Below are 24,793 nucleotides of genomic sequence, written 5' to 3' on the forward strand. Positions count from 1 at the left end.
CCGGATACCAGCTCGTGGCCTGGATGCGTGGGCAACGCGTTTAGCTAACAAAGAAAATCCGCAACGAACTGAACTCAATGCCCTAAATATTTGGGGCATTTTTAGGGCTGAAAATGGGTTTTAAATTTATACCTTGGTGCTTTCATACTGAACCCAACTGAATGTTGCAATCAGTTCCCGAGGAGGGGGCCTAAGCTGGAACCCCAGAAATTTCCGCTGTGTAAATGCGCCAACATTCGAACCAGTCTGCACCATTACTTACGCGGGTTATCAGTGCTGTTGTCCGACGGCTGGCGCGATTTTATCCGGAAAAAGAACCTATACATGATCTCGCAGTGAGGCTTTCTGTCCCTAGCGATTAATACCTATTTCTTAGTCAGCCAGGGAGATGTAGTGCTCCAGAAGATGATATCTGCGCCAAGATAATTGTCGGCAAATTGTACAAACTCATCCTTGCTAAATGGCTTACCCGTATTGGGGTTCTTGTAGGTCAAGGTCGGCTCCTGCACTGCCATGGCAATGAGTGCTAGCTTACTTTTGTATTTGTTGAAGAACGGATATGAGTTCTTCATTTGCGCTTTGCGGTTGGGAACAATATCTGGGCCGCCAAGTCCAATATTATTGGCACTCGCGAACTCAAACAGCCGGCCCATGTAATTGTGGTCGTTGTTCCATTCGCACGGCCAGAAATTGACATATTGCACCACATGGGATTTGGTGAACACCTTTCGCGCAAAGGTGAGATTTTCCATTTCGCCTGCAAAATAGTTATCGCAGGAAAATCCCTTGGGTAGCTTTTTCTCGTCAAGATCAATGGCTGTTTCGGGTAGGTTCACACCATAGACTCGACCATCGAAACGCTCTGCAATCGCTGCCAACAGAGCCTGATAACGTTGGCGCACAGCAGGATCCCATTGCTGTGCCACCCAACCCGAACCACTCGGCTTTCCTTCGCCAGGATTATCAAATTGTGGCGATATCCCCCCACCGTATCTGGCATCATTCATCAGATAATCAGGAACGTACCGGGCATTCTGTTCGAAAAACCGATCCTGGATCTGGATGAAAAGTTTTTTATTGGCTACCTTAAGACGAGCCAAGTCCTTCTCAATCTGCGAGAAGTTGTATTTGTTCTTCTCAGGTTCGAGTGAACGCCAATTGTAAACGATCTGCGCACCGCCAATATCGCTACGTGCGATAATGACTGATGCCGCTTCGAGGTCGCCAGAGCTGGTATAGACAAAATTTTCTGGCATTTTAGCTAATATGGGCAGTGTCGCAGTAAGCAGTGTTATTGCGACAGTGAGCCTAATGCTTTTGGTCACGAGATTATCCCTTTTTGAAGGTTCGGTTAGGGGGACATGACTTTTACACGTCCCAGACTGGTGAGTTATCAATGTGATATAAACCCACAATCAGACCCAGCCAAGCAATTTTTCCCCATCTGGACGCAGCTCCCCATTTGGGGGATACATGTCTGTAGCGAGTTTCATGGGGATCACTGAATAATAGATGAATAGCCTAAGTTTTCATTACAAAGCCATTTTTTTGCAATAAATTTGGTTCAATCATGATATGTTTGCAAAATTAATCACTCGCGATTGCACGGGAGACATCGACTATGTTGGACAAGTCTGCATTATTACGCGTTAGCGCGCTGACGGCATCCTTGATGCTGGTTGCCTGTAACCAGAATTCCGGTGCCAGCACTGCTGCGGTTGGAAATATACAATCCCGCGAGCAGGCGGTCTTGCCGACCACGGCGATTGAACAGAATATACCATCGGCTGTGACAGTCGCGGCTGAAATACCGGCGGGATGCCGGATCCAGTCATCCGGCGAGTGGAAGGCATCTGTATATGCGCAGCCGCCCAGGCTTATAGTGTCAGGCGAGGTTGAAACTTCTACCGGTGGATATGAGGTCATGCTTGAGCGTGGCGGGGCTGGTCTCAATCCAGCTATCGTAATGATGGAACTGAAGGTCGTCCCGCCGCCCGCCGACGCGATGGTATCGCAGATGATTACACCCCATTCGGTAAAGACTGAAGTACCTGACATGAGTCGTGACCTGACGCGAGTTGTTATCAACTGTGGTGGTGGAAAGCTCGCGGAGATAGCAGAAATCTCGGTGCTGAACTGAGCAACCCATTGAATGATGTCGCGGGAGCTGTGGCCAATTTGACTGTGCATTCGCTGAGCGATTGTGAGGTGGAAGAGTTCGGTTTTGCCCCGCGCGCAGCTGACACGCACGTTCAGGGCTATGGTCTGCGTGTTGGAAGGATTTAAATGCAGTGCCACTGCCCTGCTCATAGATCACAATATGTGACCGCACTTGTTTGAAATCCTTCGAATTAACCAACCGGCGGCCAATGTTTTGCCATTGGCCGGTAATGCCGAAAGAGCTGTGTTCCGTGGCAGTGGTGGCCCAGCGCCGCCTCGGCCCTGGGATACGTATCCAGCTACGCCTGCCCATTTTCGCTGTCAAAGAAGGCCTTCACTGTTCCCAGACTCTGATTACCCATCGAAGCATATTTGACCAGTGATTTATAGCGGTCCAGGTCGCCACGGACCTGAAGTTGCTCAAACAATGCGTTGGCTTCTGCAAGCAATAGCGGTTCCCGCTTTTTCTTCTCCCGCACAGTTGCTTTCAGTACTTTATTTCTGGTCACTATGTCAGCAAGCGTTCGCCGTCCTTGTTCCTTCCAATTTCCAGTTGCTGCGCGAACATCGTTTGGAACCAGGCCACAGGCATATAGCACTGATAGATCACTTGCACACTGCCATCCGTTCTGCTCGCCAGTGTCCACGTCGTCTTGTCACACACTTTGCGGGTATCCAGTACCTCCTCCATGAGACGCGAGTCATTCGGGGAGGCAGTCATCGCGCGAATGGTACCTTCCTGTTGTAATCGCTGGCTCAAGAGATAGCGGGTCAAAATGAAGACATTACTAACATCGGGGTGTACTAATCAACGGGGAGTAGGTCATAGGGGATGCAAGCAGGCTCCAGAAACTGCCAGAATAAAGTTTCATAAAATGGTTTCTACATAGTCGGTACACCTAAAGTATTATGTATTAATACCCTGAATAAAATGCAAAAAACTTGATTTATAAGAATCATTCTGTATTTCTATACATAAGATATACTTATCTCTATTTGCATAATAACTATATTTTTTATTAATATAATCACCAAATGCAGCCATTCTTTTTCAGTGCCCAATGATTTTTAAGAACATTCCCACTCCATAATGCCTAACAGTTCAATTGCAATATTAAAGGCTTTGCTTTTGGTTTTAAATCCTGCTCTAGAATAAAATGAAAGTTATATAATTCATTTTTTTTGATTGGTTCGGGATTTAATTTTTTAAGTTAAAAAGTTGTCGGTGTATCTCTTTTTTAAACAATGTTTTATAGTGCTTAACTATTTTTAAAAACCAATCTCTGGTCTGAATGTTTTAATTCAGCTTCTTTCCTTGCTATCTGAGGGAGGAGGTAAGGTGTATGTATGCAGAATTTTTCTATTGTCGTTAATAATAAATACTTAGAGTTAGGTCTATTCGAATTGTTAAATCATGTATTACAAAAATCTGGCTATGAAGGTGCTGTTAATGTAGAACCTCAATTTTACTCTGAAAATGACTTTTTATTCATAGATGTCAGTAACATTGACCGATTTAATGTATTGAGTAGTGCAGCTAATAGTATTTTATTTGATAAAGTATTCATCATAACATCTAGGTATGATTATGATTTTAATCGTTTTTTCATTGAGATGGAAACAAAAGGAAAGGTTACACTTCTCTGTTTTGATGATCCATTATCTATTTTAGAAAAAAAATCATGTCAGTCCTTAAGCGAAAGAAAAAGTATACCAATCAGTTAAGTTTTTCACTTGGTGATTTAACATTAAGTAATTACATAAAAAAATAAATCTAACAAAACAAGAGGTTATTATAATCACTTATTTTAAGTGTGGTTTACCCGGACATGCTGTAGCAAAAATACTAAACAAGAGTGAAAAAACAGTAAGTGCTCAAAAGAGATCGGTAATGAAAAAAATTGGGGTGAGAACTAATGCAGAGTTATTACAAAAACTCCAAATAAATTAATAATTTATTTGAAAAAAAAATACATCTTGTGGGAAATTTCCTACTAAATTCATCCTTTTCGCCTATATTAATATCTATATGTATTAAGTAGATTCAGGATATCGAATAGCTTAAAAGCAGTAATGAGATATTCTAATTTTTCCTGTGAATATTAAGTCATACCTATTTATAGGTATGACTAATTGTCAGGCCTAAATCTAATGAGAGTACACCATGAATAAAGTATTTAAAGTCATTTGGAATAGTGCCTTAGGCCGCTATGACGTTGCATCTGAAATCTCTAAATCAGGAAAAAAAACTAAGTCACTTTGCTCAGGAATTGTCGATACAACCTTAGGTTTAACAACCCCCTCTCGCCTGAGCCAGATTGCAATGACCTTGATGTTTACATTAGGGGCGAGTTCTGTCTTTGCCGCAGATATTAGCGTACCGGTATTTACGCCTGATGTAGAATTTGAACAGACCTTCACAGGGACTGGCAATACCTTAGTAGGCAGTTTTAGCAATATCGCTAAGGGAGATATTGGTTTTAAAAACAGTAAACTGGGTGATATTCCCCCGGGGAACTTCCTCTATGGTGCTGAGAATCTGATCAGTAAAAACATTTTCAACTTAGGTGAGATGGTTACTGAAACTTTCCTTGACCCGAAAGGCACTGGCGCATTAATTACTATTAATGTGTATAGCAGTACTGCGATGTCAATTAAACCGCTTGCCGATTTTGTGGTACCTGTTTCTTATGCGGTTGGTGAAAATGGCCAGTATGTGAATCGCAACTTATTCCATGTGCAGGATAGCAGTGATCTGACCGTGGCTGTCGGTAGCACGGCCGCAGGTTGGGTTAATGACAGCAATAACTATTTTAACGCCATTCTTAAAGGCAGCCTGAAAAGTGAAGCGGCGACAACAACTTCTTCAGGATTCTATGTTGACTCTACTACATCGGCCCAGAATACAGTCTTAAATTATAACGCCAAAACTGTAGTCAACCTGGGTAATAACAATAATAACATTCGCGATAGTAGTACCGCGGTGGCCAATTCGGTGCTTGATGACTTCGTCGGTACCTTCACCAGTCCCTATTTAGGGGCCCAAAATGTTCAAAATTTTGCTGATTTCCAAAAATACAACAATGACTTGATTGCAGGTATTAAAAGTGGTGCGATCGTGCTGGACAGCAAAGGTTATCAAGCCGAGCTGGCGCGGGCCTATTTCACTAACGGTTCCAATACTTCACCAAAAGTCACCCCGATCTATCTTGATATGGGGATTGATGCTAATGATGCCGTAAATCACATTGTCGATTCTGACCGTGTTGCCTTTATTCATGGTGATGGTCAGCATGCCATTGTGAATATTGGTGCTGATGCCAATATTCAGGCGTTCAATACGGATATTTCACTGGTGCGGCTGGAAGACGGTGCAACCCTGAATAACGCCGGGACTTTGGGGTCAACTTCTGCAACAGTTCGTGGTACCAATATTATTTTTGCCACTGACAGTACGGTTATTATTGACACTACTGGGGTACTGGATGCAGGGACTAATCCTGAGATGCTGGACTTCAAGCCCACACCTACCTCAACATTGCCGTTGTACATAGCTAACGGCAGTCATACCGCTATTTTAGCTAATGGAGTTTCGTCAGTTACCAACAATGGTGTGATTAATACCGCTTCTCGTGGGGCAAGCGCTTATACTCGCGCGGCGGTGATCGATGGCAACTCGACCTTCGTCAATAACGGCGCGATCAATATTGCTTCAACTATCGATTTGTCTCCTGCAGCAGGTTATTTGAATGAGGGGGTGAGTGTTCAGAAAGGCTCTACCTTTGAAAATAACGGTACCGTCTATGTGGGCCGTCAATCACAACGTTCGTTAACTGATGTAGTCACTGACCTGGCCATTAAGACTCAGTCTTATGCAGTTAGATTACTGCAAGATACCGTTAACTTGAGCAATATCGCTACCTTTACCAATAGTGCGACCGGTAAAATCGTGATTGGCAGCAAAACTGAAAACTCTACAGCTATTGCTGCACAAGGAGCGAGAACAGTAGTCAATCAAAACGGCACTATTGAGCTCAACGGTGCTGGTGCTGTATCCGGACAAAATGCAGGGCAGAATATCGGTATCTCTTCCAGCGCTAACGCCACGAATATCTTCAATAATGGTGATATCGTTATAAATGGTATCAATACCGTCGGTATCAAAGTACTGACCAACAGTTCAGCCACTAACGCCGGTAACGTTTATGTAAATAACGGGCTTGATGCTGCCACTAAACTGGCGAACTACGGTATTCAGGCGGTTGGTGCGGGCGCGGTGGCTAATCTCTCTGGTGAGGTAAAGCTGGCGGGCGATGGTGCTATTGGGGTGGTTGCTGAAGATAAAGGTACCATTAATGTCTCCGGTACCGGTCAGGTTGAGTTTGTTTCAGGTAAAAAACAGGTGGGCTACCTGATTTACGGTACGGGCTCTAGCGTCAATAACATTGCCACGGGTGATGAAACGGTTTCAACCGAAGGCTCTACACTGTATCGCGTTGATAAGGGTGCCAGCTTTATCGGGACCACAGCCTCAACCATGAATGCCACCGGTAAAGATTCTTCTCTTATTCAAGTCACCGGTGTTGGCAGTACATTTAACTCCGGCGCGTTAGATATGGTCCTTTCTGGCGAGGGCTCTACTGGGGTAAAAGTCGAGGGTGGCGCCAGCGGCACCATCACGGCAGATGCCAGCCTGGAATTGAGCGGTGATGGGGCTACTGCCGGTATCGTCGATGGCAACTACTACGGCCTGGATGGTATTGCCACCGGTGCTACCGGAAAATCTGTCTTAACCAGTTCGGCGGTATTGACCACCGGTAACACCGCGTCTGGTGCCTATGGCTATATCGCCCGTAATGGCGGTGAGCTTATCCACAATGGCTCCATTGATTTTACACAAGCAGGCAGTACTGGCGTGCTGGTAGACGGCGGGATTCTGACCAACCAAAACCTCATCACAGTCAATGGGACTGCGGTCAATATTCAGGGTGCTAACTCTACCGTGAATAACAGCGGTACCGTCAACGCAACCGACGGCACCGCCGCTTATCTGCTGGGTGCGGGGGCGAGCCTGACCTTATCCGGTAACGGTGAAACCAAAGCGGGCGGCACTGCCCATGGCGTACTGCTTGATACCGGTGCCACAGCACTGACCGTGGATGGCGCAACCATCACCATGACCGCGGGCGGCACAGGTAATGCGATTGAAAACAAAGCGGAAATTACCGGTATTCAGTTAAAAGACACCACGCTGACGGTGGGTAATGGTGCAGGTATTCGTACCGGTGCCTCCCTGGCGGCAACCAACTCTGGCACGATCAATGTCAACGGCAGCGGTACCGGTATTCTGTTTGCCAACACCGGCGACACCATCACCGATAATACGCTGGACATGTCCGACTCGGCCGGTCTGGTGATTAACGTCAATTCAGCCGCGGGCAAAGGGATTGTCACCAACTCCCGTCAGGATCTGAAAACCGGTGCCAGCGTAAACGTCAATGATGCCGCAGGCGGTGCAGCCCTGATTGTCAAAGGCACTACCGGCCGTGTCGAGCAGTCCGGTAACCTGATATCAACATCACTCACCAGCCCGGTGGTGGACATCAATAACGGTTATGTCACCAGCTTCGTCAACAGCGGTACCATTCAAGCCAACAGCGCCACGCAGCAGGCTGTCGTAACCAATACTGGGACGGGTCTGGCATTTACCAACGCCACGGGTGGCACAATTGTTGGCAAGGTGGATCTGTTAGCGGGCAACAACACCGTGACCCTGATGCAAGGCAGTAAAGGCACTGACTTCACCACCGGCAGCGGCGATGATGCCTTCATTCTGAAAGGGCTGACATTAGCCGATACCGGCGTGTTTAGCTCACTGAACGGCGGTACCGGCAGCGATACGCTGACGCTGGACAGTTCGCTGTATACCCTGAGTGATGCTGATGCTATCCAGAATATGGAATACATCAACCTGATCAATAACTCAACGCTGACACTGGACAATGTGCTGCTGGCGCTGGGTGACAGTCAGGATGACAATGCCAACACCGGTTTTAATCTGGGTGACGGCAGTCTGTTGCAGGTTAATAACCTGAATGCCGTGAGCTTTAACAGCAAGTTGAACGGCCTCGGCACGATGGCCGTTAATACCGCCGGTAATGCCTTTGATTTTACGGCTAATGCGGCACAGAACGCCTTTAACGGGGTACTGGCATTAGGTCACGCCACCTTTGAGCTGGCGGCGGATAACACGGCAGCATTAGTGAATGCCACTCTGAAACTGGGCGCGGACAGTATCACCACCGTCGGTGACGGTGTGCAAACTATCGGTGGGTTGGCCTTTGACGGCGGTACGGTGAAATTTGACACCGGCACCCCGGGTGAGACGGTGGCGAAAAGCACTATCCATACCACCAAAGAGATGAACCTGCTGGGCACCGGGACGGTGGTGGTGGACATCGACAGCGTCGACAACAGCCAGACGCCGGTCAATCCTGCGCTGCCCATCATGGAGCAGGATGATGCCAACACCGTGCTGCAACTGGCGGTGAGTGATGTGGCCGTGCAAGGCGATGGCGGCAATCTGGTGCTGAAAGACCAGGATGGCAATGTCATTACCGATGCCACCACGGCCGATATTGCACAAAATGGCACCACGGTCGCCAAAGGCACTTACGATTATCGCCTGAGCAGCGGTACGGGTAACGACGGTTTGTATATCGGTTACGGCCTGACCGAAGTTGAACTGCTGGGCAGCGGTGCAGATGCACTGGCGCTGTATGCCACCAATAAAACCGGTCCTGCGGCGGATTTGAGTGCCAAAGTGACGGGCAGTGGTGAGTTGGCGATTGATACCGGTGCAGGAAATACGGTAACACTGTCCAATCTGGACAATGATTACACCGGTTCTACCGATGTACGCAGCGGCACCTTGCAGATGCTGAATGATAATGTGTTGGGGAATACCTCGCTGTTATCACTGGCAGCAGATACCGCCTTTGACATGAAGGGTCACAGCCAAACCGTGGGCGAACTGAACAGTACTGCGGGCTCAACGGTTGATCTCAATGGTGGCAGCTTAACCTTGAGCCAGGGCGGTGTGTCTGAGGGTGAACTGACCGGCAGTGGCGCGCTGACAATTGCCGCCAATGTGCTGAGCGTTAAGGGTGCCAATACTGGCCTGAGCGCGGTGACCACCCTTGCCAGTGGCGCACAAGCGTTACTGAACAATGCAGCGGGTCTGGGCGATGGCAATATCGTTAACGCCGGTCTGCTGACACTGAAAGGGGCTGCGGGCCAGTTAGCAAATGCTATCAGTGATGCCGGCAGTGTGGTGCTGGAAGATAACAGCGATATCACATTGAGCGGTGATAACCGCCTGTTCAGCGGCCTGTTTGCTATCACGAACGGCAGCCAGTTAACCGCTTCTCAGGCAGAACATCTGGGGACGGCAGCGGTCACTAACGACGGTTCATTGGTGCTCAATAGCGATAATAACTGGTTGCTGGCAAACAGCATTAGCGGCAGTGGTAGTCTGACTAAAAACGGTGACGGTACCCTGTCATTGACTCAAACGGCGGCCTATACCGGCCAGACAGATATCAATGCGGGTGGCCTGATGTTAGGCAGCAGTGCTGACCCCATGACGCTGGCAAGCCAGCAGGTGAATATAGCCAGCGGTGCCTTTATGGGCGGTTTTGGTGGTGTAGCGGGCGCGGTTGATAACCAGGGCGTGCTGTTTGTGGGCAACCCAACGGCACCGGTGGTACCGGCGATGGGCCGTCTGGCTCGCCTGGCGCCGGCCAGTAATATCTTTACCGTTGGCACTGACTTAACCAACAGCGGCACGGTATTTATCGGTAACAAGACCAGTGACGGTACGGGCACCACCGGTAACCAATTAGTGGTCAACGGCAACTATATTGGCAACAACGGTCTGCTGCACTTCAACACCGCGCTGGGCGACGACAGCTCTGCCACCGACAGCATGATTGTGAACGGTAACACCAGCGGCACCACTAACGTAAGCGTAGATAATGCGGGCGGTACGGGCGCTAAAACCTTAAACGGTATTGAGCTCATTCAGGTGAATGGTCAATCCGACGGTGAGTTTGTGAACCCTGGCCGTATCGTAGCGGGTGCATATGATTACTCACTCGTACGTGGGGTGGGTTCAAACGCCAGTAACTGGTATTTGACCAGCCTGAGTAATTTGCCGATTGATCCAGAGAACCCGGTCGACCCGGAAAACCCGGCGAGTCCAGGCGAGGAAACTAAACGTCCTGAAGCCGGCAGCTACACCGCGAACCTGGCCGCAGCCAACACTATGTTTGTGACGCGTCTGCACGATCGTTTGGGCGAAACACAGTATATCGACGCCCTGACTGGCGAGCAGAAAGTGACCAGCATGTGGCTGCGTAACGAAGGCGGACATAACCGTTCACGTGACACCAGTGGTCAGTTGAAAACCCAAAGCAACCGCTATGTGATGCAATTGGGTGGCGATATTGCCCAGTGGAGCAACGATGGTCTGGACCGTTTACACCTGGGTGTAATGGCCGGTTACGGTAATAGCAAGAGCGACACCCACGCGAAATCGGGCTATAAGTCGAGTGGTTCGGTTGATGGATACACCGCCGGGGTGTACAGCACCTGGTATGCCAACGACGAAGACAAGTCGGGCTTGTATGTTGACGGTTGGGCGCAGTACAGCTGGTTTAACAATAGCGTGCAGGGCGACGGTCTGGCGACGGAAGAGTATAAATCGAAAGGGATCACCGCGTCGGTCGAGAGCGGCTACACCTTTAAGATCGGTGAAAATCAGTCTAAAAACGAAACGTACTTTATCCAGCCGAAAGCCCAAATCACCTGGATGGGTGTGAAAGCTGACGAGCACCGTGAAGCAAACGGTACTCAGGTGAGTGGTCAAGGCGACGGTAATATCCAGACCCGTCTGGGGCTGCGTTCTTATATGAAAGGCCACCACGAAAGTGATAATGGCAAGGATCGCGAGTTCCAACCGTTTGTGGAAGCCAACTGGATCCACAACACCAAAGATTTTGGCACCAATATGAACGCGGTTGAAGTGAAACAAGCTGGCGCGAAGAATATCGGTGAACTGAAAGTGGGTGTTGAGGGGCAATTGAACAAGCAACTGAATGTCTGGGGTAACGTTGGCCAGCAATTGGGCGACAAAGGTTACAGCGATACTGCAGTGATGTTAGGGGTGAAATACAACTTCTAATCGTTATTAGCTCTCATCAATAACGGTGCTTCGGCACCGTTATTGATTCATGCAGATACAATAACTGCTCAAAGAAATTCAGCATTATATAAGCGGTACTGTTGCCAATGGCGGCTTTCATTCTTTGCCTACTTAAGTGTTTGCAGTTCAGCACCAGCCTGCGCTAGCGAGATATTAGGGAAGTGACCGATCTTAACTTGGGTGAGTTTGTGAGTTATGGGGCTGGTATAGCGGTAGAAGAAAGCTTTAATGCCGCTAGCGCACAAGTGATCCGTAATGGCGATTTTCGCCGGTATCAACTGGCCTTATCACCGGGTTTCATCGCGTCGATGGCTTTAGTTGATAGTGGTTTTTTTTCTGGTTTATCCACCTATTAGCGCCATGAGTGTCACTGTTATATGACATCCATTACACCACAGGTGGATTAACGAGCTACATTCTAATCTACAGTAAAATGTAGGATATCGTGGTTTTTAGTGTGATTTGATGAGATAACAAGAAACCCCACTAAATCACTTATTAATCAACAAAATAAAATAAACTTACTGTTAATTTCATCACGAATAATCAAATTGGAAACTATAATTAGCCATTATTCTTTCCTCTCAAACATCAGATCCCAAACGCCATGTCCCAGACGCTGGCCACGTAATTCAAATTTTGTCAGCGGACGCGAGTCCGGACGAGGAACATAATCATTTTGTTCTGAAAGGTTGCGGTATCCGTTTACACCTGACATCACTTCCAACATATGTTCCGCATAATGTTGCCAGTCGGTCGCCATATGGAACACGCCACCCACTTTTAATTTACTTCTCACCAATTCAACAAAAGGTATCTGGACGATACGACGCTTATTATGGCGCGCTTTGTGCCATGGGTCAGGGAAGAATAGCTGTACCATATCCAGTGAAGCATCTGGAATCATATTTTCCAGCACTTCAACCGCGTCATGACACATAATCCGCAAGTTGCTTAGTCCCGCCTCGTGAGCAGCCCCCAAACAAGCACCAACCCCCGGAGAATGCACTTCTATCCCCAGAAAATTCTGCTGCGGATTACTGGCAGCCATGGTCACCAGTGAAGTCCCCATGCCGAAACCGATTTCCAGTACCACCGGAGCTTCGCGGCCAAACAAGGCGTTTACATCAACTGGCGTTGCTTGATATTCCACGCCCATCACCGGCCAGTAGCTATCTAGCGCCAGTTGTTGACCTTTGGTCAGCCGCCCCTGACGACGGACAAAACTACGAATACGGCGTATGGCTCGGCCGTTTTCATCAAATTCCGGGGATATGACGTCATTTATCATGGTACTTTCTGTCTGTTGATTGCGTATGTGAACGCGCATTATGCAAAGATACGGTAGTTTATCAACTCTGGGCGTCATAAGTACAAAATTAAGCAGTAAATAACGTAGATATAACCAAAGTGGCCGATTAAAGTCAGTGATTCGGGTGCGTGAGTGCGGCTAACACAGTTGTAGCTTCAAGTACGAAGGGGGTTTACAGGGTGAGAACTCTATGCTGCAATCCAGCTCTAATTTATTACCTGCCGGATATTGATACCAACTTATGATGCAAGCGCAACAGTTCGCGCACGAGGTACTTGAGTGGTACCAACGCTTTGGTCGCAAAACCTTGCCGTGGCAATTGGATAAAACACCTTATCAGGTATGGTTGTCAGAAGTGATGTTGCAACAGACTCAGGTTGCGACCGTCATTCCCTATTTCCAACGTTTTATGTTGCGCTTCCCTGATATCAGTGCGCTGGCTGCGGCACCGTTGGATGAAGTTCTGCATTTATGGACCGGGCTGGGTTACTACGCCCGTGCCAGAAATCTGCATAAAGCCGCCCAAACGGTTGTTGAACGCCATCAAGGCGAGTTCCCTACTACTTTTGACGAGATTCTCGCACTGCCAGGGATTGGGCGCTCAACTGCGGGCGCTATTTTGTCGCTCTCGTTAGGGAAACATTTTCCTATTTTAGATGGTAACGTCAAACGAGTGCTGGCCCGTTGTTACGCTGTTGAGGGATGGCCCGGTAAAAAGGAAGTCGAAGGCCGCCTGTGGCAAAGCAGTGAAGATGTTACGCCAGCCAAAGGCGTAGGTCAGTTTAATCAGGCGATGATGGATTTAGGTGCCACGGTGTGCACCCGTTCTAAGCCCAAGTGTGAGCTTTGCCCACTGAATACCGGTTGTATGGCTTATGCTAATCACAGTTGGGCACGCTACCCCGGTAAAAAACCCAAACAGACATTACCGGAAAAAACAGCTTACTTTTTGTTGATGCAAAACGGATCGCAGGTATGGCTCGAACAGCGCCCGCCAGTAGGTCTATGGGGGGGGCTATTTTGCTTCCCGCAATTTTCTGAACAAGCCGAACTGGAGCGTTGGTTGCAGCAACAAAGTATTGCCAGCAGCAGTTTGCAGCAGTTAACTGCTTTTCGTCATACCTTCAGCCACTTCCATCTGGATATTGTCCCCATGTGGCTGAATACGGCGTCATCCCGTGGATGCATGGATGATGGTGCAGGTCTCTGGTATAACTTAGCACAACCACCCGCGGTAGGATTGGCGGCCCCAGTTGAACGCCTATTACATCAGTTGGCAAAACAGCCGAGTGACCAACATAGCTAACCCCCTGCAACTTCAAGTATGAAGGGTATAGCGCCATAGAAGAGGATTTAGCATGAGCAGAACAATTTTTTGCACATTTTTAAAACATGATGCTGAGGGGCAAGATTTTCAGCTCTATCCAGGTGAGATTGGCAAACGTATCTATAACGAAATATCAAAAGAAGCTTGGTCACAATGGATAACCAAGCAAACCATGCTGATTAACGAGAAAAAACTGAGCATGATGAATGTCGAAGACCGCAAACTGTTAGAGCAGGAGATGGTTAACTTCCTGTTCGAAGGGCAGGATGTTCATATTGAAGGTTATACTCCACCGAGTAAGTAACCACACGGGGTCTGCGCTGGCCCCGTTGTTATTCCTCATCAAGATATGGCTTGTAAGATGAAGAAAATTTTAGCTTTGCTGATAGTTGCACCATTGTTAGTGTCTTGCTCAGGCAATAAGAATCAAACAGAAAACGAAGCCTATGTCAAAGATACCAACGGTTTTGAGATTTTAATGGGCCAATTTGCCCATAACATTGAAAATATTTGGGGATTAAAAGAAGTCTTAATCGCGGGTCCAAAAGATTACGTTAAGTATACGGATCAATATCAAACCCGCAGCCATATCAACTTCGATGCCGGTACGATTACGGTTGAAACCATTGCCACGACAGATCCGGCGGCTCACTTGCGTCAGGCGATTATTACCACACTTTTAATGGGTGATGATCCTGGCTCTATCGACCTCTATTCGGATGTTAACGATATTCAGATCAGTAAAGAGCCCTTCCTCTATGGGCAGGTGCTAGATAACAATGGCCAGCCGATCCGTTGGGAATGGCGCGCGGCCCATTTTGCTGATTATCTGCTACAAACCAGAATGCAAAAACGCACTTCCGGCCTGCATGTTATCTGGTCGGTCACCTTGCAATTAGTCCCTAACCATCTGGATCAACGTGCCCATAAATACCTGCCACTGGTGCGCCAGTCAGCGGAGCGTTATGGCGTCGAAGAGTCATTGATCCTGGCAATTATGCAAACAGAATCTAGCTTCAACCCATATGCGGTCAGTGGCTCTGATGCGTTGGGCCTGATGCAAGTTGTACAGCATACTGCCGGGCGAGATGTGTTCAAAATGAAGGGTAAAAGTGGCCAGCCAAGCCGTAGCTATCTGTTTGATCCAGAAAATAATATTGATGCTGGTACGGCATATCTGTCAATTCTGCAAAATACTTATCTAGGCGGAATTCAGAATGCCACCTCACGGCGTTATGCTGTTATTACCTCTTATAACGGCGGAGCTGGTAGCGTATTGCGGGTATTCTCCAGCGATAAGAACCAGGCTGTTAATATTATCAACAATATGGCTCCTGGTGATGTATTCCAAACGCTGACCACTAAACACCCTTCAGGCGAATCTCGCCGTTATCTGGTGAAAGTGAACAGCGCGCAGAAGAGTTATCGCCGCCACTAGTTTTATTTATAGCGGATTTTATAGCCCAAGAAATTGGCGTTGCAGGTGGCTAATCCCCCCCTGCAACGCCAACCAAGGGAAAACTGAAATGACAGGCTCCACCCACAGTGTCATTTTTTATGTCTAAAGTGTGATTGCCCGACAAAAGTGCACATTTGAATAACAACCATTCTCAATAAAATGTTTATAGTATCGCTAATCATCCTATCCCTACTATCGGCAGATTGAACAAATGGACTTTGGACTTACCCTGTTTGAAATGGTGGTAATCTTCTCCACTATGGTCATCGCTTATATCATCTTTGGTATTACAGGATTTGGTTCTGCATTAATTGCCAGTCCGATATTAGCGCTATTTATTCCTGTCGCTAAGATTGTCCCATTATTGGCAATTGTCGATATGTTTGCAGCCATTACCAATGTAGCTCGCCATAGCCGTCATGCCGACCTTGCTGAACTTAAGCGATTAGTCCCACTAATGATTATTGGTAGTCTGATCGGCGCGACGTTACTGCTACGTACTCGCCCTGATATTTTGCTACTGGCGCTCGGCATATTTGTCATTTTATATGCCATTTACGCCCTTAGCCGGCGTAAACCACAAGGACAATTCAAACCTGTTGCCGCCATTCCTTTTGGCTTGATTGGCGGTATTTTCAGCGCGCTATTTGGCAGCGGCGGGTTTATTTATGCTATTTATTTATCCGGCAGAATAGCCAGCAAAGATAATTTGCGGATTACCCAGACCACGCTTATCGGCCTGAGTACCCTCACGCGAGTTATTTTGTTTACGCTAGCAGGGGTCTACATGGACCTATCTATTTTATGGATGGTACTACTGTTGGTACCGGGGATGTTAGTTGGTTTGGTTATCGCCAATAAAATCAGTTTGGGGATAAGTCGCGACCAGCTTATCCGATTAATAAATATCTTATTGCTGATTTCCGGCACAGTTTTAGTCGCACGCTATTTAGGTTATTGATAAGCCTAATTTGTAATAACTTATTGTGAGACAGCCGATGCTCTCATCGGCTGTCTATCAGTACCTCAGTTTACGGCGTAATGACATAACCAAAGATACGCCGCCACTCTACATCACCTTTTTCGATATAAACGCCCTGCAATTCAGGCGAGAAGCCGGGCAATAAATTAATCCCCTCTTCCAACGCCAGGAAATAACGCTGTACCGCCCCGCCCCACATTTCACCCGGCACCACGCACAATACGCCTGGTGGATAAGGGAGTGCGCCTTCAGCAGCAATGCGCCCTTCAGCCTCGGCAATAGGGATTAGCTCGATATTATCGCGAATAAACTGGATATTGGCATCTTGCGGGTTCATTAATACCGGCGGTAAGCTGGCTTTGCGGAACATATCCTTTTGCAGTTGTTTAACATCATAGCTGACATAGAGATCATGCATTTCTTGGCATAACTGGCGTAGAGTGTAGCCGCGATAGCGCTCTTCATTCTTACGGTATATCGTCGGTAATACATCACACAATAAAGCATCTTGCTCCACGTAGCGCTCAAACTGAACCAGCATATCAACCAGATGTGCCATTTTTGCTGGATTTTCTGCCGGTGTTAGCAGGAACAAAATTGAATTCAGATCGCATTTTTCCGGCACAATACCATTTTCACGCAAGAAGGTAGCCAGTATCGCTGCCGGAACACCAAATTGGGTATATTGGCCGCTGTTAGCATCGATACCCGGTGTCGTCAGTAATAACTTACAAGGATCAACCAGATATTGGTCTTGGTTATACCCTTCAAATCCATGCCAACGTTCATTAGGCACAAAATTAAAGAAACGTGTGTCATTGGCAATAACGTCCGTATCGTAATCTTGCCAATTTTTACCACTGACAGTGGGAGGAATAAATGGCCGCAACATTGAGCAGCGTTCTAATAATAGTTTACGCGTATCGATGCCCAACTTGACACAATCCATCCACATGCGGCGGCCACTGTCACCAGAATGAATTTTGGCGTTAATATCCAGTGCAGCAAATAATGGGTAGAACGGGCTGGTTGAGGCATGCAACATAAATGCATTATTAAAACGTTTATGATTACAGTGCCGTTTTTGCCCTTTGATATGATTATCTTTTTTATGTACCTGCGAGGTTTGGGAGAAACCAGCCTGCTGCTTGTGCACTGACTGAGTCACAATAATCCCAGGGTCATTTTCATTTAAATCCAGCAATAGCGGTGAGAAATCCTTCATCATCGGAATAAACTGTTCGTAACCTACCCACGCAGAATCAAATAGAATGTAATCACACAAATGACCAATAGTATCAACCACCTGACGTGCGTTATACACCGTGCCATCGTAGGTACCCAACTGAATGATCGCCAATCTGAATGGCCGCGCCTCTTCTGCTCTTTCTGGGGCAACCTCCCGCAATTGCTGACGTAAATAACGCTCGTCGAAACAATGAGCATCAATACCACCAATAAAACCGAACGGGTTGCGGGCCGTTTCCAAATAGATTGGTGTCGCCCCAGCCTGAATCAGCGCACCATGATGGTTGGATTTATGGTTATTACGATCGAACAATACCAAATCACCACGGGTCAATAAGGCATTAGTCACGACCTTATTTGCAGCCGATGTACCATTCAAAACAAAATAGGTTTTATCCGCATTGAAGACCTTAGCTGCATATTTTTGTGCATCTTTAGCTGCACCTTCATGGATCAGCAAGTCACCCAGTTTGACGTCTGCGTTGCACATATCTGAACGGAAAATGGTCTCGCCATAAAACTCAAAAAACTGGCGACCGGCAGGATGCTTACGGAAAAACTCGCCACCCTGATGCCCTGGGCAAGCAAAAGTTGAATTATTCATCTCGACATATTTTTTCAATGTTGAGAAAAATGGCGGTAATAGATTTTTTTGATATTCACTGGCGGCAGCTTCTACCTGAGCATTGTAAAAAGCTTTGTTTGCTTCGCCGAGCGTAATAATCCCCTTAATCAGAGGCAAATAATCGGCAGAAACCGTCTGTTGTGCCGTGACAGCAACAAAAGTAGGAATAGCAAAACCCAGATCATGCAACTTTGACAATATACCGGCATTGGCATCTTCAACCGACATCACCACAGCGGCAACATCAGTAAAATCAGTTTGATTGAGGTATACCATTCCCCGCTGGCTTTCTATATAAGAAGCCAAACGAGCACTTGTTGCTATTTTTAATAGTGTCATGTCACTTACTCTCAAACGGTCAGGTATGAGGCTGCCATTTTGGCATGTATATGACATCGCATAAGGTGAAGATTTTATGCAATGCCGGCAAATTGATATCTATTACGCACACGATCACTCGCTCAAATAGAAGCTAGAATAGTGAGTTAACTGGTCTTCGCATCGACCAATAGACATCAGTAAAATCAGAGATCCAGCTCTATTTTTAATAATGCCTAACAGTGAACGACAGATAGCCTTACCGCATGGAAGTAACAAGGAACTTAACAGCAGATAAACAGGAGAAATAGCATGAGAAGCGCTCATTATGCATTGAATAGTCTACTACTGTCATAACCGCCTCCTGCTTACTTAATCGAAATGATATGGATTAGAGGGATGAATAGTAACGCTAAATTTTCGCAATAATTGCATGTTTTGCCGGTAGGTTCAACCTTTCAGGCCAATAAAAATGCACTTTTAGTGAATATCTAAGCCATTGTTATTTAACACACTAAAAAATAAAAAATCTATAAATCAAGTAGATGAAATATGTAGATGCACCATAAAAATTAACTTCCCAACAGTTTTCTCGCTATTTTTGCATGAAAAGAGAGCAACCGATCGCCTTTATAAGAGAAACTCATTGACGACTTGCCGCCAATACGGTTTAATGCGCCCCGTTGCCCGGATAGCTCAGTCGGTAGAGCAGGGGATTGAAAATCCCCGTGTCCTTGGTTCGATTCCGAGTCCGGGCACCAAATTCATAACCTGCTTGTTAAGAACTAAGATTTTTAACAGGCATGACAAAGTACCCGAATCATCATCGTGAAAGTAGGCTGTAACTGCTACACCTTGGTTGAACATAGGGGAACAATAAACCGGAGAATGTCGATGACAAACTTCGGTTTTATTGTGTCTTAAGGCGGAGGAAATTGACAGTTTTTCAGCGCACCTGTCAATATTCTGTTAAGGAAAGCGGTAATTTTTTCTTTCTGTTATGCCGATTTTTAAAAAAAACCTCTTTTCTCTCAAAAGTCTCTTCCAACGCCAGTCTGAGGCTATCTATATGGACTGTTGCAAAAATCTTGTGATGATAAGCTAAAGCACCATTTCGGCTGAAGGAGTAGCGTATGGCCCCATTCAAAGGTCGGCATTTTCAGAGTGCCATTATCCTCTGGGCCGTTCGCTGGTATTGTAAATACGGCATCAGCTATCGCGAACTCCAGGAAATGCTGGCTGAACGGGGCATCAATGTTGACCACACCACGATTTATCGTTGGGTTCAGCGCTATGCACCTGAAATGGAAAAGCGCCTGCGATGGTACTGGCGTCATCCGACCGACCTTCGTCCCTGGCATCTGGATGAAACCTACGTCAAAATTGGTGGCAAATGGGCTTATCTGTACCGGGCCGTAGACAGCCACGGTAGAACGATTGATTTTTATCTTTCGTCTCGACGTAATACCCAAGCGGCTTATCGATTTTTGAAGTAGATATTAGGTAACTTACGGGATTGGGAACAGCCACGACGCATTATTACAGATAAAGCACCCACCTATGGCAGAGCGCTCGCGTTATTGAAACGGGAAGGCAAATGCCCGCCAAACGTGGTGCACCGTCAGGTGAAATACCTCAACAACGTGATTGAATGTGATCACGGTAAGCTGAAGCGGATAATCAATCCGATGTTAGGCTTCAAATCCATGAAAACGGCTTATGCCACGATCAAGGGTATAGAAGTGATGAATGCGTTGCGTAAAGGTCAGGCTGAACCTTGGTATTATGGTCATCCTCAGGGCGAAGTGCGTCTGGTGAACTACGTTTTCAGCCTCTAATGTTTTTTAGCCTAAGGGAGTGTTGACCCTAACGGGCTATTTGCAACAGTGCCTTAAATATTCTGCCAGATACAGTTGTTGGCGGGTACAGATGATACACAAAGGATAACTTCATCATCCTGCTAGCGACGGATTGTTACCGGCAGAACAATTTTATCTGTTGGCCGCTATAAAAAAATAGGCAGTGCTATTTTGCGGACCTCGATCTGTTAATGCGACATAACTGATCAGAATAGTGGTGTTTTGAGCCTCCAGATCAAAGATGATTGATGAAAAATTCAGCAATACTGACATTTTCCTAGACTGCCTTGTTAAGGCTACTACCTTATAAGTTAATAAAGCTTATGAAACGCTTAAATTTTTCTGAATATTAATTAACATGATATATCATGTTAATTATAGGAGAATCCTTAAAGACAATCAATATGAATATTATACAATGTTCATATTGTAAGTTATTCCATTTTATGAAAATTAATAATTTAATTCCTCGTCTAAATAGATTGTTTTTAGATGACGTATTAATCATTGCTCTATGTTAGTAAAAACACAATATAGAGGTATGTAATTACTGATACTTTTTGTATTTATTTCAATGTCGTTGATATTATGAGGTAGTCATGTCTAAAAGGTTAGCTGCTGAGTTTTTTGGTACTTTTTGGTTAGTATTTGGTGGGTGCGGTAGTGCTGTATTGGCGGCCTCGTACCCTGAGTTAGGTATCGGCTTTACTGGTGTAGCACTGGCATTTGGTTTGTCTGTTTTAACCATGGCTTACGCCGTAGGGCATATTTCCGGAGCGCATTTTAATCCAGCCGTTACTTTAGGTTTATGGGCTGGAGGCCGATTTAAAACTAAAGATATAGCCCCTTATATTTTTGCTCAGGTCATTGGTGGTATCATTGGGGCCTCTATTCTATTTTTTATAGCCAATGGTAAAACTGGTTTTGATGCATCAGTAAATGGTTTCGCCTCAAACGGCTACGGCGCATATTCTCCCGGTAGCTTCTCTATGCAGGCAGCCATTGTTGCTGAGGTAGTATTGACGGCATTTTTCCTTATCGTTATTCACGGAGTGACCGATAAACGAGCTCCGGTTGGATTTGCTCCATTGGCAATTGGCCTAACGTTGACACTTATTCATTTAATTAGTATTCCAGTTACTAATACATCCGTTAACCCTGCACGTAGTACGGCAGTGGCTATTTTCCAGGGCGGTTGGGCATTACAGCAATTATGGTTGTTCTGGATAATGCCTATATTAGGCGGCATTATAGGCGGCCTTATTTATCGTAACTTACTTAGTGATAAAAATTAGCTATTCATTTAACTTAAAGTGATTTAACCTAATTAGAATAGGTAGCCATTACTTTTATGGCTACCTATTCTAGTTGTTGAACCATTGGGCACTGTTGCAAATATCCAGTGGTGATAAACGATTGTGTCGCATTAAGGTGCAGTCCGGTAACATGCTGTTTTTTTTTGTGATGTTACCTGCCCATGTCTCTAATCCGAAACGCCTTCCGTCGACTGCATTACCCCGCTGATGTTATCGCTCAGTGTGTTCGCTGGTATCTCGCTTATACCCTGATCCTGCGCAATCTCGAAGAGATGATGGCAGAGCGCGGCATTATCGTTGACCATTTCCACATTTCACCGCTGGGTTAGCTGGGTTATCCGCCTGGTGCCGTTGTTGGATAAGGCGTTTCGTCGGCATAAGCGCACAGTGGACCGTCGGTGGCGCATGGACGAAACCTACATAAAAATCAAAGGTCAGTGGAAATATATGTACCGTGCGGTCGATACTGCGGGTCAAACCATTGACTTCCTGCTGACCGCCAGGCGAGACGCCGCAGCCGCATTACGTTTCTTTCGCAAGGCCATTAGACATCACGGCGAACCGGAAGTAGTGACCATTGATAAAAGTGGCACCAACACGGCAGCGCAACTTTTGCTGACTAGCCTACGTTAATACGGCACAACCCTATACTGCACTGGGGATTGAAATGAAGGGAAAAACCGCAGAAGCTGGGCTTTGTGTCGCTGATGAAACAATTTACGAATGTAGATCCGTACCAGTGTGTACTGTGTGATAGCCGGATGGTTTTTAACAGTGCGTGGGCCGGTATCCGGGCAGAAGAGTTGTTGCCCCGACGTCGGCTGGAGTTCAAAACAGAGCGATGATTACGATAGGCAGCATAGGGAAGATCTGCCTGAAATTTGGATTGGTTATCAAAATGGTGTTTATTTAAATCAATCGTCAACCTCACGCTACCTGATCTGATGAAACTCATGGCCCAGTCCCCCTCTTTTGATTCTGACCTAAGGGAAAAAAATGGATCCAACTTCCTAACCATCAAGCGGACCCCTTCAACGACACAACAGCCGCTCAGGTAAGCAAATTCTGACAATCTGAAAGCAGATAAAAAGAGATGTGATACTGGAAAGCTATTTGAAATACCGTGATTGGGGACTTTATATAAAAGTACCAAAATTCAATGGAGTAAAGGCCTTCGTCATTGAACGATGGCCTGAAATTAAATTTTTCTATAAAACATCAGTGAATACTAAATTTGATTAGCATTTTGTACCAAATGGAATCCATTTACTTTGCTGAGCAGTATTACCATTTTTATAATATACTGTTCGATAGCACGTAATTGATATAAACCCATTCTGGACCTTTTTCCAAGGACCATAGATGGTTTTACCACCGCCTCCAGCATTGAACGGAACATTTTGTGCGTAGGCAGGGCCAGATGCAGCGATGCCAAAAATCATCCCAGAAATTAAAATGGATAACAGTTTATTTTTCATTAAAAATCATCCTTAATTAATATATCTACTTATGATGCCATAATAAATAATGGTTAACTTCGTTCAACTGTTCGTTGCTCAACAAAATTGATACATGCGTACTATTTTATTTTGTGACGTAACGTAACGGCCATTTTTGTAATAGTCGCGACTACAATATCTCATAAGTGGCATGTTTTTCGATAAAACCACTCTTTTCCAGGACGTCCAGCCAGTTTTCCCCATTTTCCCGCTACTATCAAAAGGAACGTTCTGAGCAAAAACTGGAGCCATTGTCCCCATAATTACACCAGATACTAAAAGTGATAATAAAAACCCTCTCATCCTTGCCTCTTTTTCATCCAATTAAATTGTAAAATATAAAAACCAAAAAGAACGCGACTAATTTAAAACTAGAGTTTAAATTACAAAGCTAAATTTCAGTCGTATATTACCCTCCATTGGAAAGTTAAGCACTACACTCAACATGAAATAATTTCACTTATTGATAGTATAATGGCTATTAGATAATAATTCAGACAATTCCAATCTCTGCACTAAGCACTAGTTAAACTTTTATACGTCCCGTATAAATAGCTATATTTAAGATCGACGTATTCTTATTTTCCCCACGAACTGTGGATGAATGACTAAGTGAAGTTATGTTTTTAAACTGTTTTGGCTCTGCTGGTTAGCCCAGTGGAAGCTAAGTGGCTCTGTTGCATGAAGCTGTCGTCGGTTAACATACAGTTTTAAGGTGTTATTTGAAATGTCTCTGATAAGAAAAGCCTTCAAACGTCTGCACTACCCGTTGATATCATCGCCCAATGTGTTCGCTGGTATCTCGCTTACGCCCTGAGTCTACGCAACCTAGAAGAGATGATGGCAGAACGCGGTATTATCGTTGGCCATTCTACCCTGTATCGCTGGGAACCCCTTTGCTATATAAGGCTTTCAGTCGGCACAAGCGCAGCGTGGGACGTCGGTGTTTACGGCCAGTGGAAATACCTGTGTCATGCTGTGGACTCCAATGGCCAGACTATCGACGCTCTATTGACCGCCAAACGTGATGCCCCCGCAGCCCTGCGTTTCTTCGGCAAGGCCATTCGTCACCAGGATAAACCCTAGGTAGTCACTATCGATAAAAGTGGTGCTAACACCGCAGCTTTGCCCACGCTCAATGCCGACAAACCCGATGAGGAAGCGATTACCGTCAGGCAAAGTAAGATCCTGAACAACCTTGTCGAGCAAGATCACCGGAATATCAAACGTCGGATACGCACGATGCTGGGATTCAACTCCTTTCGACGGGCACAGACCTTGTTGGCGGGTATTGAGCTGGTACAGATGATACGCAAAGGACAACTTCATCATCCTGCTGGCGACGGATTGTCACCGGCAGAACAATTTTATCTGTTGGCCGCTATAAAAAAATAGGCAGTGCTATTTTGCCGACCTCGATCTG

16 protein-coding genes, 1 tRNA gene and 3 pseudogenes are annotated in these 24,793 nt (G+C 46.0%); 14 read left to right on the top strand and 6 right to left on the bottom strand.

Translation table 11 applies throughout. The annotated features are described in order from the left end of the window. Positions 1 to 365: 365 nt before the first annotated feature. The 3 genes from V2A84_RS22725 to V2A84_RS22735 all read right to left on the bottom strand — a co-directional run bounded on the left by V2A84_RS22725 (position 366) and on the right by V2A84_RS22735 (position 2,669). Positions 366 to 1,256: a hypothetical protein gene (locus V2A84_RS22725; RefSeq protein ID WP_420073212.1), complete on the bottom strand. Its 891-nt coding sequence runs from the start codon at positions 1,254 to 1,256 to the stop codon at positions 366 to 368. 331 nt (positions 1,257 to 1,587) lie between these two features. Then, the gene (locus V2A84_RS22730; protein WP_127891218.1) at positions 1,588 to 2,058 is read right to left on the bottom strand and encodes a hypothetical protein; all 471 of its coding nucleotides are present in this window, start codon (positions 2,056 to 2,058) and stop codon (positions 1,588 to 1,590) included. Between the two features lie 401 nt (positions 2,059 to 2,459). Next, positions 2,460 to 2,669, bottom strand: a complete 210-nt coding sequence (locus V2A84_RS22735; protein WP_083162638.1) for a hypothetical protein — start codon at positions 2,667 to 2,669, stop codon at positions 2,460 to 2,462. Between the two features lie 838 nt (positions 2,670 to 3,507). On the opposite strand from V2A84_RS22735, the gene V2A84_RS22740 reads away from it, so the two are divergent. The 4 genes from V2A84_RS22740 to V2A84_RS22755 all read left to right on the top strand — a co-directional run bounded on the left by V2A84_RS22740 (position 3,508) and on the right by V2A84_RS22755 (position 11,781). Continuing rightward, positions 3,508 to 3,885 (top strand): hypothetical protein, encoded by a 378-nt coding sequence (locus V2A84_RS22740; protein ID WP_442849077.1) that lies wholly within the window; start codon positions 3,508 to 3,510, stop codon positions 3,883 to 3,885. Between the two features lie 43 nt (positions 3,886 to 3,928). Continuing rightward, positions 3,929 to 4,111 carry a helix-turn-helix transcriptional regulator gene (locus tag V2A84_RS22745; RefSeq protein WP_442849147.1) on the top strand — a complete coding sequence of 61 codons (183 nt, stop codon included), beginning with the start codon at positions 3,929 to 3,931 and terminating at the stop codon, positions 4,109 to 4,111. A gap of 213 nt (positions 4,112 to 4,324) precedes the next feature. Beyond that, a complete protein-coding gene (locus V2A84_RS22750; RefSeq protein WP_442849078.1) occupies positions 4,325 to 11,404 on the top strand; it encodes an autotransporter outer membrane beta-barrel domain-containing protein in 7,080 nt (2,359 codons plus the stop codon). 182 nt (positions 11,405 to 11,586) lie between these two features. Further along, complete coding sequence (locus V2A84_RS22755; RefSeq protein ID WP_083162672.1) at positions 11,587 to 11,781, top strand: hypothetical protein; 195 nt, start codon at positions 11,587 to 11,589, stop codon at positions 11,779 to 11,781. A 215-nt stretch (positions 11,782 to 11,996) separates the two neighbouring features. On the opposite strand, the gene trmB is transcribed toward V2A84_RS22755, so the two are convergent. Beyond that, a complete protein-coding gene (trmB, locus tag V2A84_RS22760) occupies positions 11,997 to 12,716 on the bottom strand; it encodes a tRNA (guanosine(46)-N7)-methyltransferase TrmB (protein WP_083162671.1) in 720 nt (239 codons plus the stop codon). 262 nt (positions 12,717 to 12,978) lie between these two features. On the opposite strand from trmB, the gene mutY reads away from it, so the two are divergent. From mutY to V2A84_RS22780, 4 genes are all read left to right on the top strand, one after another. Further along, complete coding sequence (gene mutY, locus V2A84_RS22765) at positions 12,979 to 14,043, top strand: A/G-specific adenine glycosylase (RefSeq protein WP_193784781.1); 1,065 nt, start codon at positions 12,979 to 12,981, stop codon at positions 14,041 to 14,043. A gap of 52 nt (positions 14,044 to 14,095) precedes the next feature. Further along, complete coding sequence (locus V2A84_RS22770) at positions 14,096 to 14,368, top strand: oxidative damage protection protein (RefSeq protein ID WP_083162670.1); 273 nt, start codon at positions 14,096 to 14,098, stop codon at positions 14,366 to 14,368. 57 nt (positions 14,369 to 14,425) lie between these two features. Further along, a complete protein-coding gene (gene mltC / locus V2A84_RS22775) occupies positions 14,426 to 15,502 on the top strand; it encodes a membrane-bound lytic murein transglycosylase MltC (protein ID WP_102970534.1) in 1,077 nt (358 codons plus the stop codon). Between the two features lie 232 nt (positions 15,503 to 15,734). Next, a complete protein-coding gene (locus tag V2A84_RS22780) occupies positions 15,735 to 16,484 on the top strand; it encodes a sulfite exporter TauE/SafE family protein (RefSeq protein WP_083162668.1) in 750 nt (249 codons plus the stop codon). 70 nt (positions 16,485 to 16,554) lie between these two features. On the opposite strand, the gene speF is transcribed toward V2A84_RS22780, so the two are convergent. Then, positions 16,555 to 18,717, bottom strand: a complete 2,163-nt coding sequence (gene speF / locus V2A84_RS22785) for an ornithine decarboxylase SpeF (RefSeq protein WP_442849079.1) — start codon at positions 18,715 to 18,717, stop codon at positions 16,555 to 16,557. 664 nt (positions 18,718 to 19,381) lie between these two features. On the opposite strand from speF, the gene V2A84_RS22790 reads away from it, so the two are divergent. The 5 genes and pseudogenes from V2A84_RS22790 (at position 19,382) to V2A84_RS22810 (ending at position 22,716) form a co-directional block, all read left to right on the top strand. Continuing rightward, a tRNA-Phe gene (locus V2A84_RS22790) sits at positions 19,382 to 19,457 on the top strand. Positions 19,458 to 19,829: 372 nt separating this feature from the next. Next, positions 19,830 to 20,534 (top strand): annotated as a pseudogene (locus V2A84_RS22795) (IS6 family transposase). 620 nt (positions 20,535 to 21,154) lie between these two features. Then, on the top strand, positions 21,155 to 21,850 hold the full coding sequence (aqpZ, locus tag V2A84_RS22800; RefSeq protein WP_083162652.1) for an aquaporin Z: 696 nt from the start codon (positions 21,155 to 21,157) through the stop codon (positions 21,848 to 21,850). A 182-nt stretch (positions 21,851 to 22,032) separates the two neighbouring features. Further along, positions 22,033 to 22,495 (top strand): annotated as a pseudogene (locus V2A84_RS22805) (IS6 family transposase); the annotation flags it as partial. An 83-nt stretch (positions 22,496 to 22,578) separates the two neighbouring features. Then, entirely contained in the window at positions 22,579 to 22,716 is a 138-nt protein-coding gene (locus tag V2A84_RS22810) for a hypothetical protein (RefSeq protein WP_193784780.1), read from the top strand. 393 nt (positions 22,717 to 23,109) lie between these two features. Here V2A84_RS22810 and V2A84_RS22815 read toward each other — a convergent pair whose 3' ends face one another. Then, positions 23,110 to 23,349 (bottom strand): hypothetical protein, encoded by a 240-nt coding sequence (locus V2A84_RS22815; protein ID WP_083162650.1) that lies wholly within the window; start codon positions 23,347 to 23,349, stop codon positions 23,110 to 23,112. 748 nt (positions 23,350 to 24,097) lie between these two features. Between V2A84_RS22815 and V2A84_RS22820 the strand changes: the two are divergent. Then, positions 24,098 to 24,765 (top strand): annotated as a pseudogene (locus V2A84_RS22820) (IS6 family transposase). Positions 24,766 to 24,793 lie beyond the last annotated feature (28 nt).

The organism is Yersinia sp. 2553 StPb PI (genome assembly GCF_052217105.1).
Taxonomy (GTDB): domain Bacteria; phylum Pseudomonadota; class Gammaproteobacteria; order Enterobacterales; family Enterobacteriaceae; genus Yersinia; species Yersinia enterocolitica_E.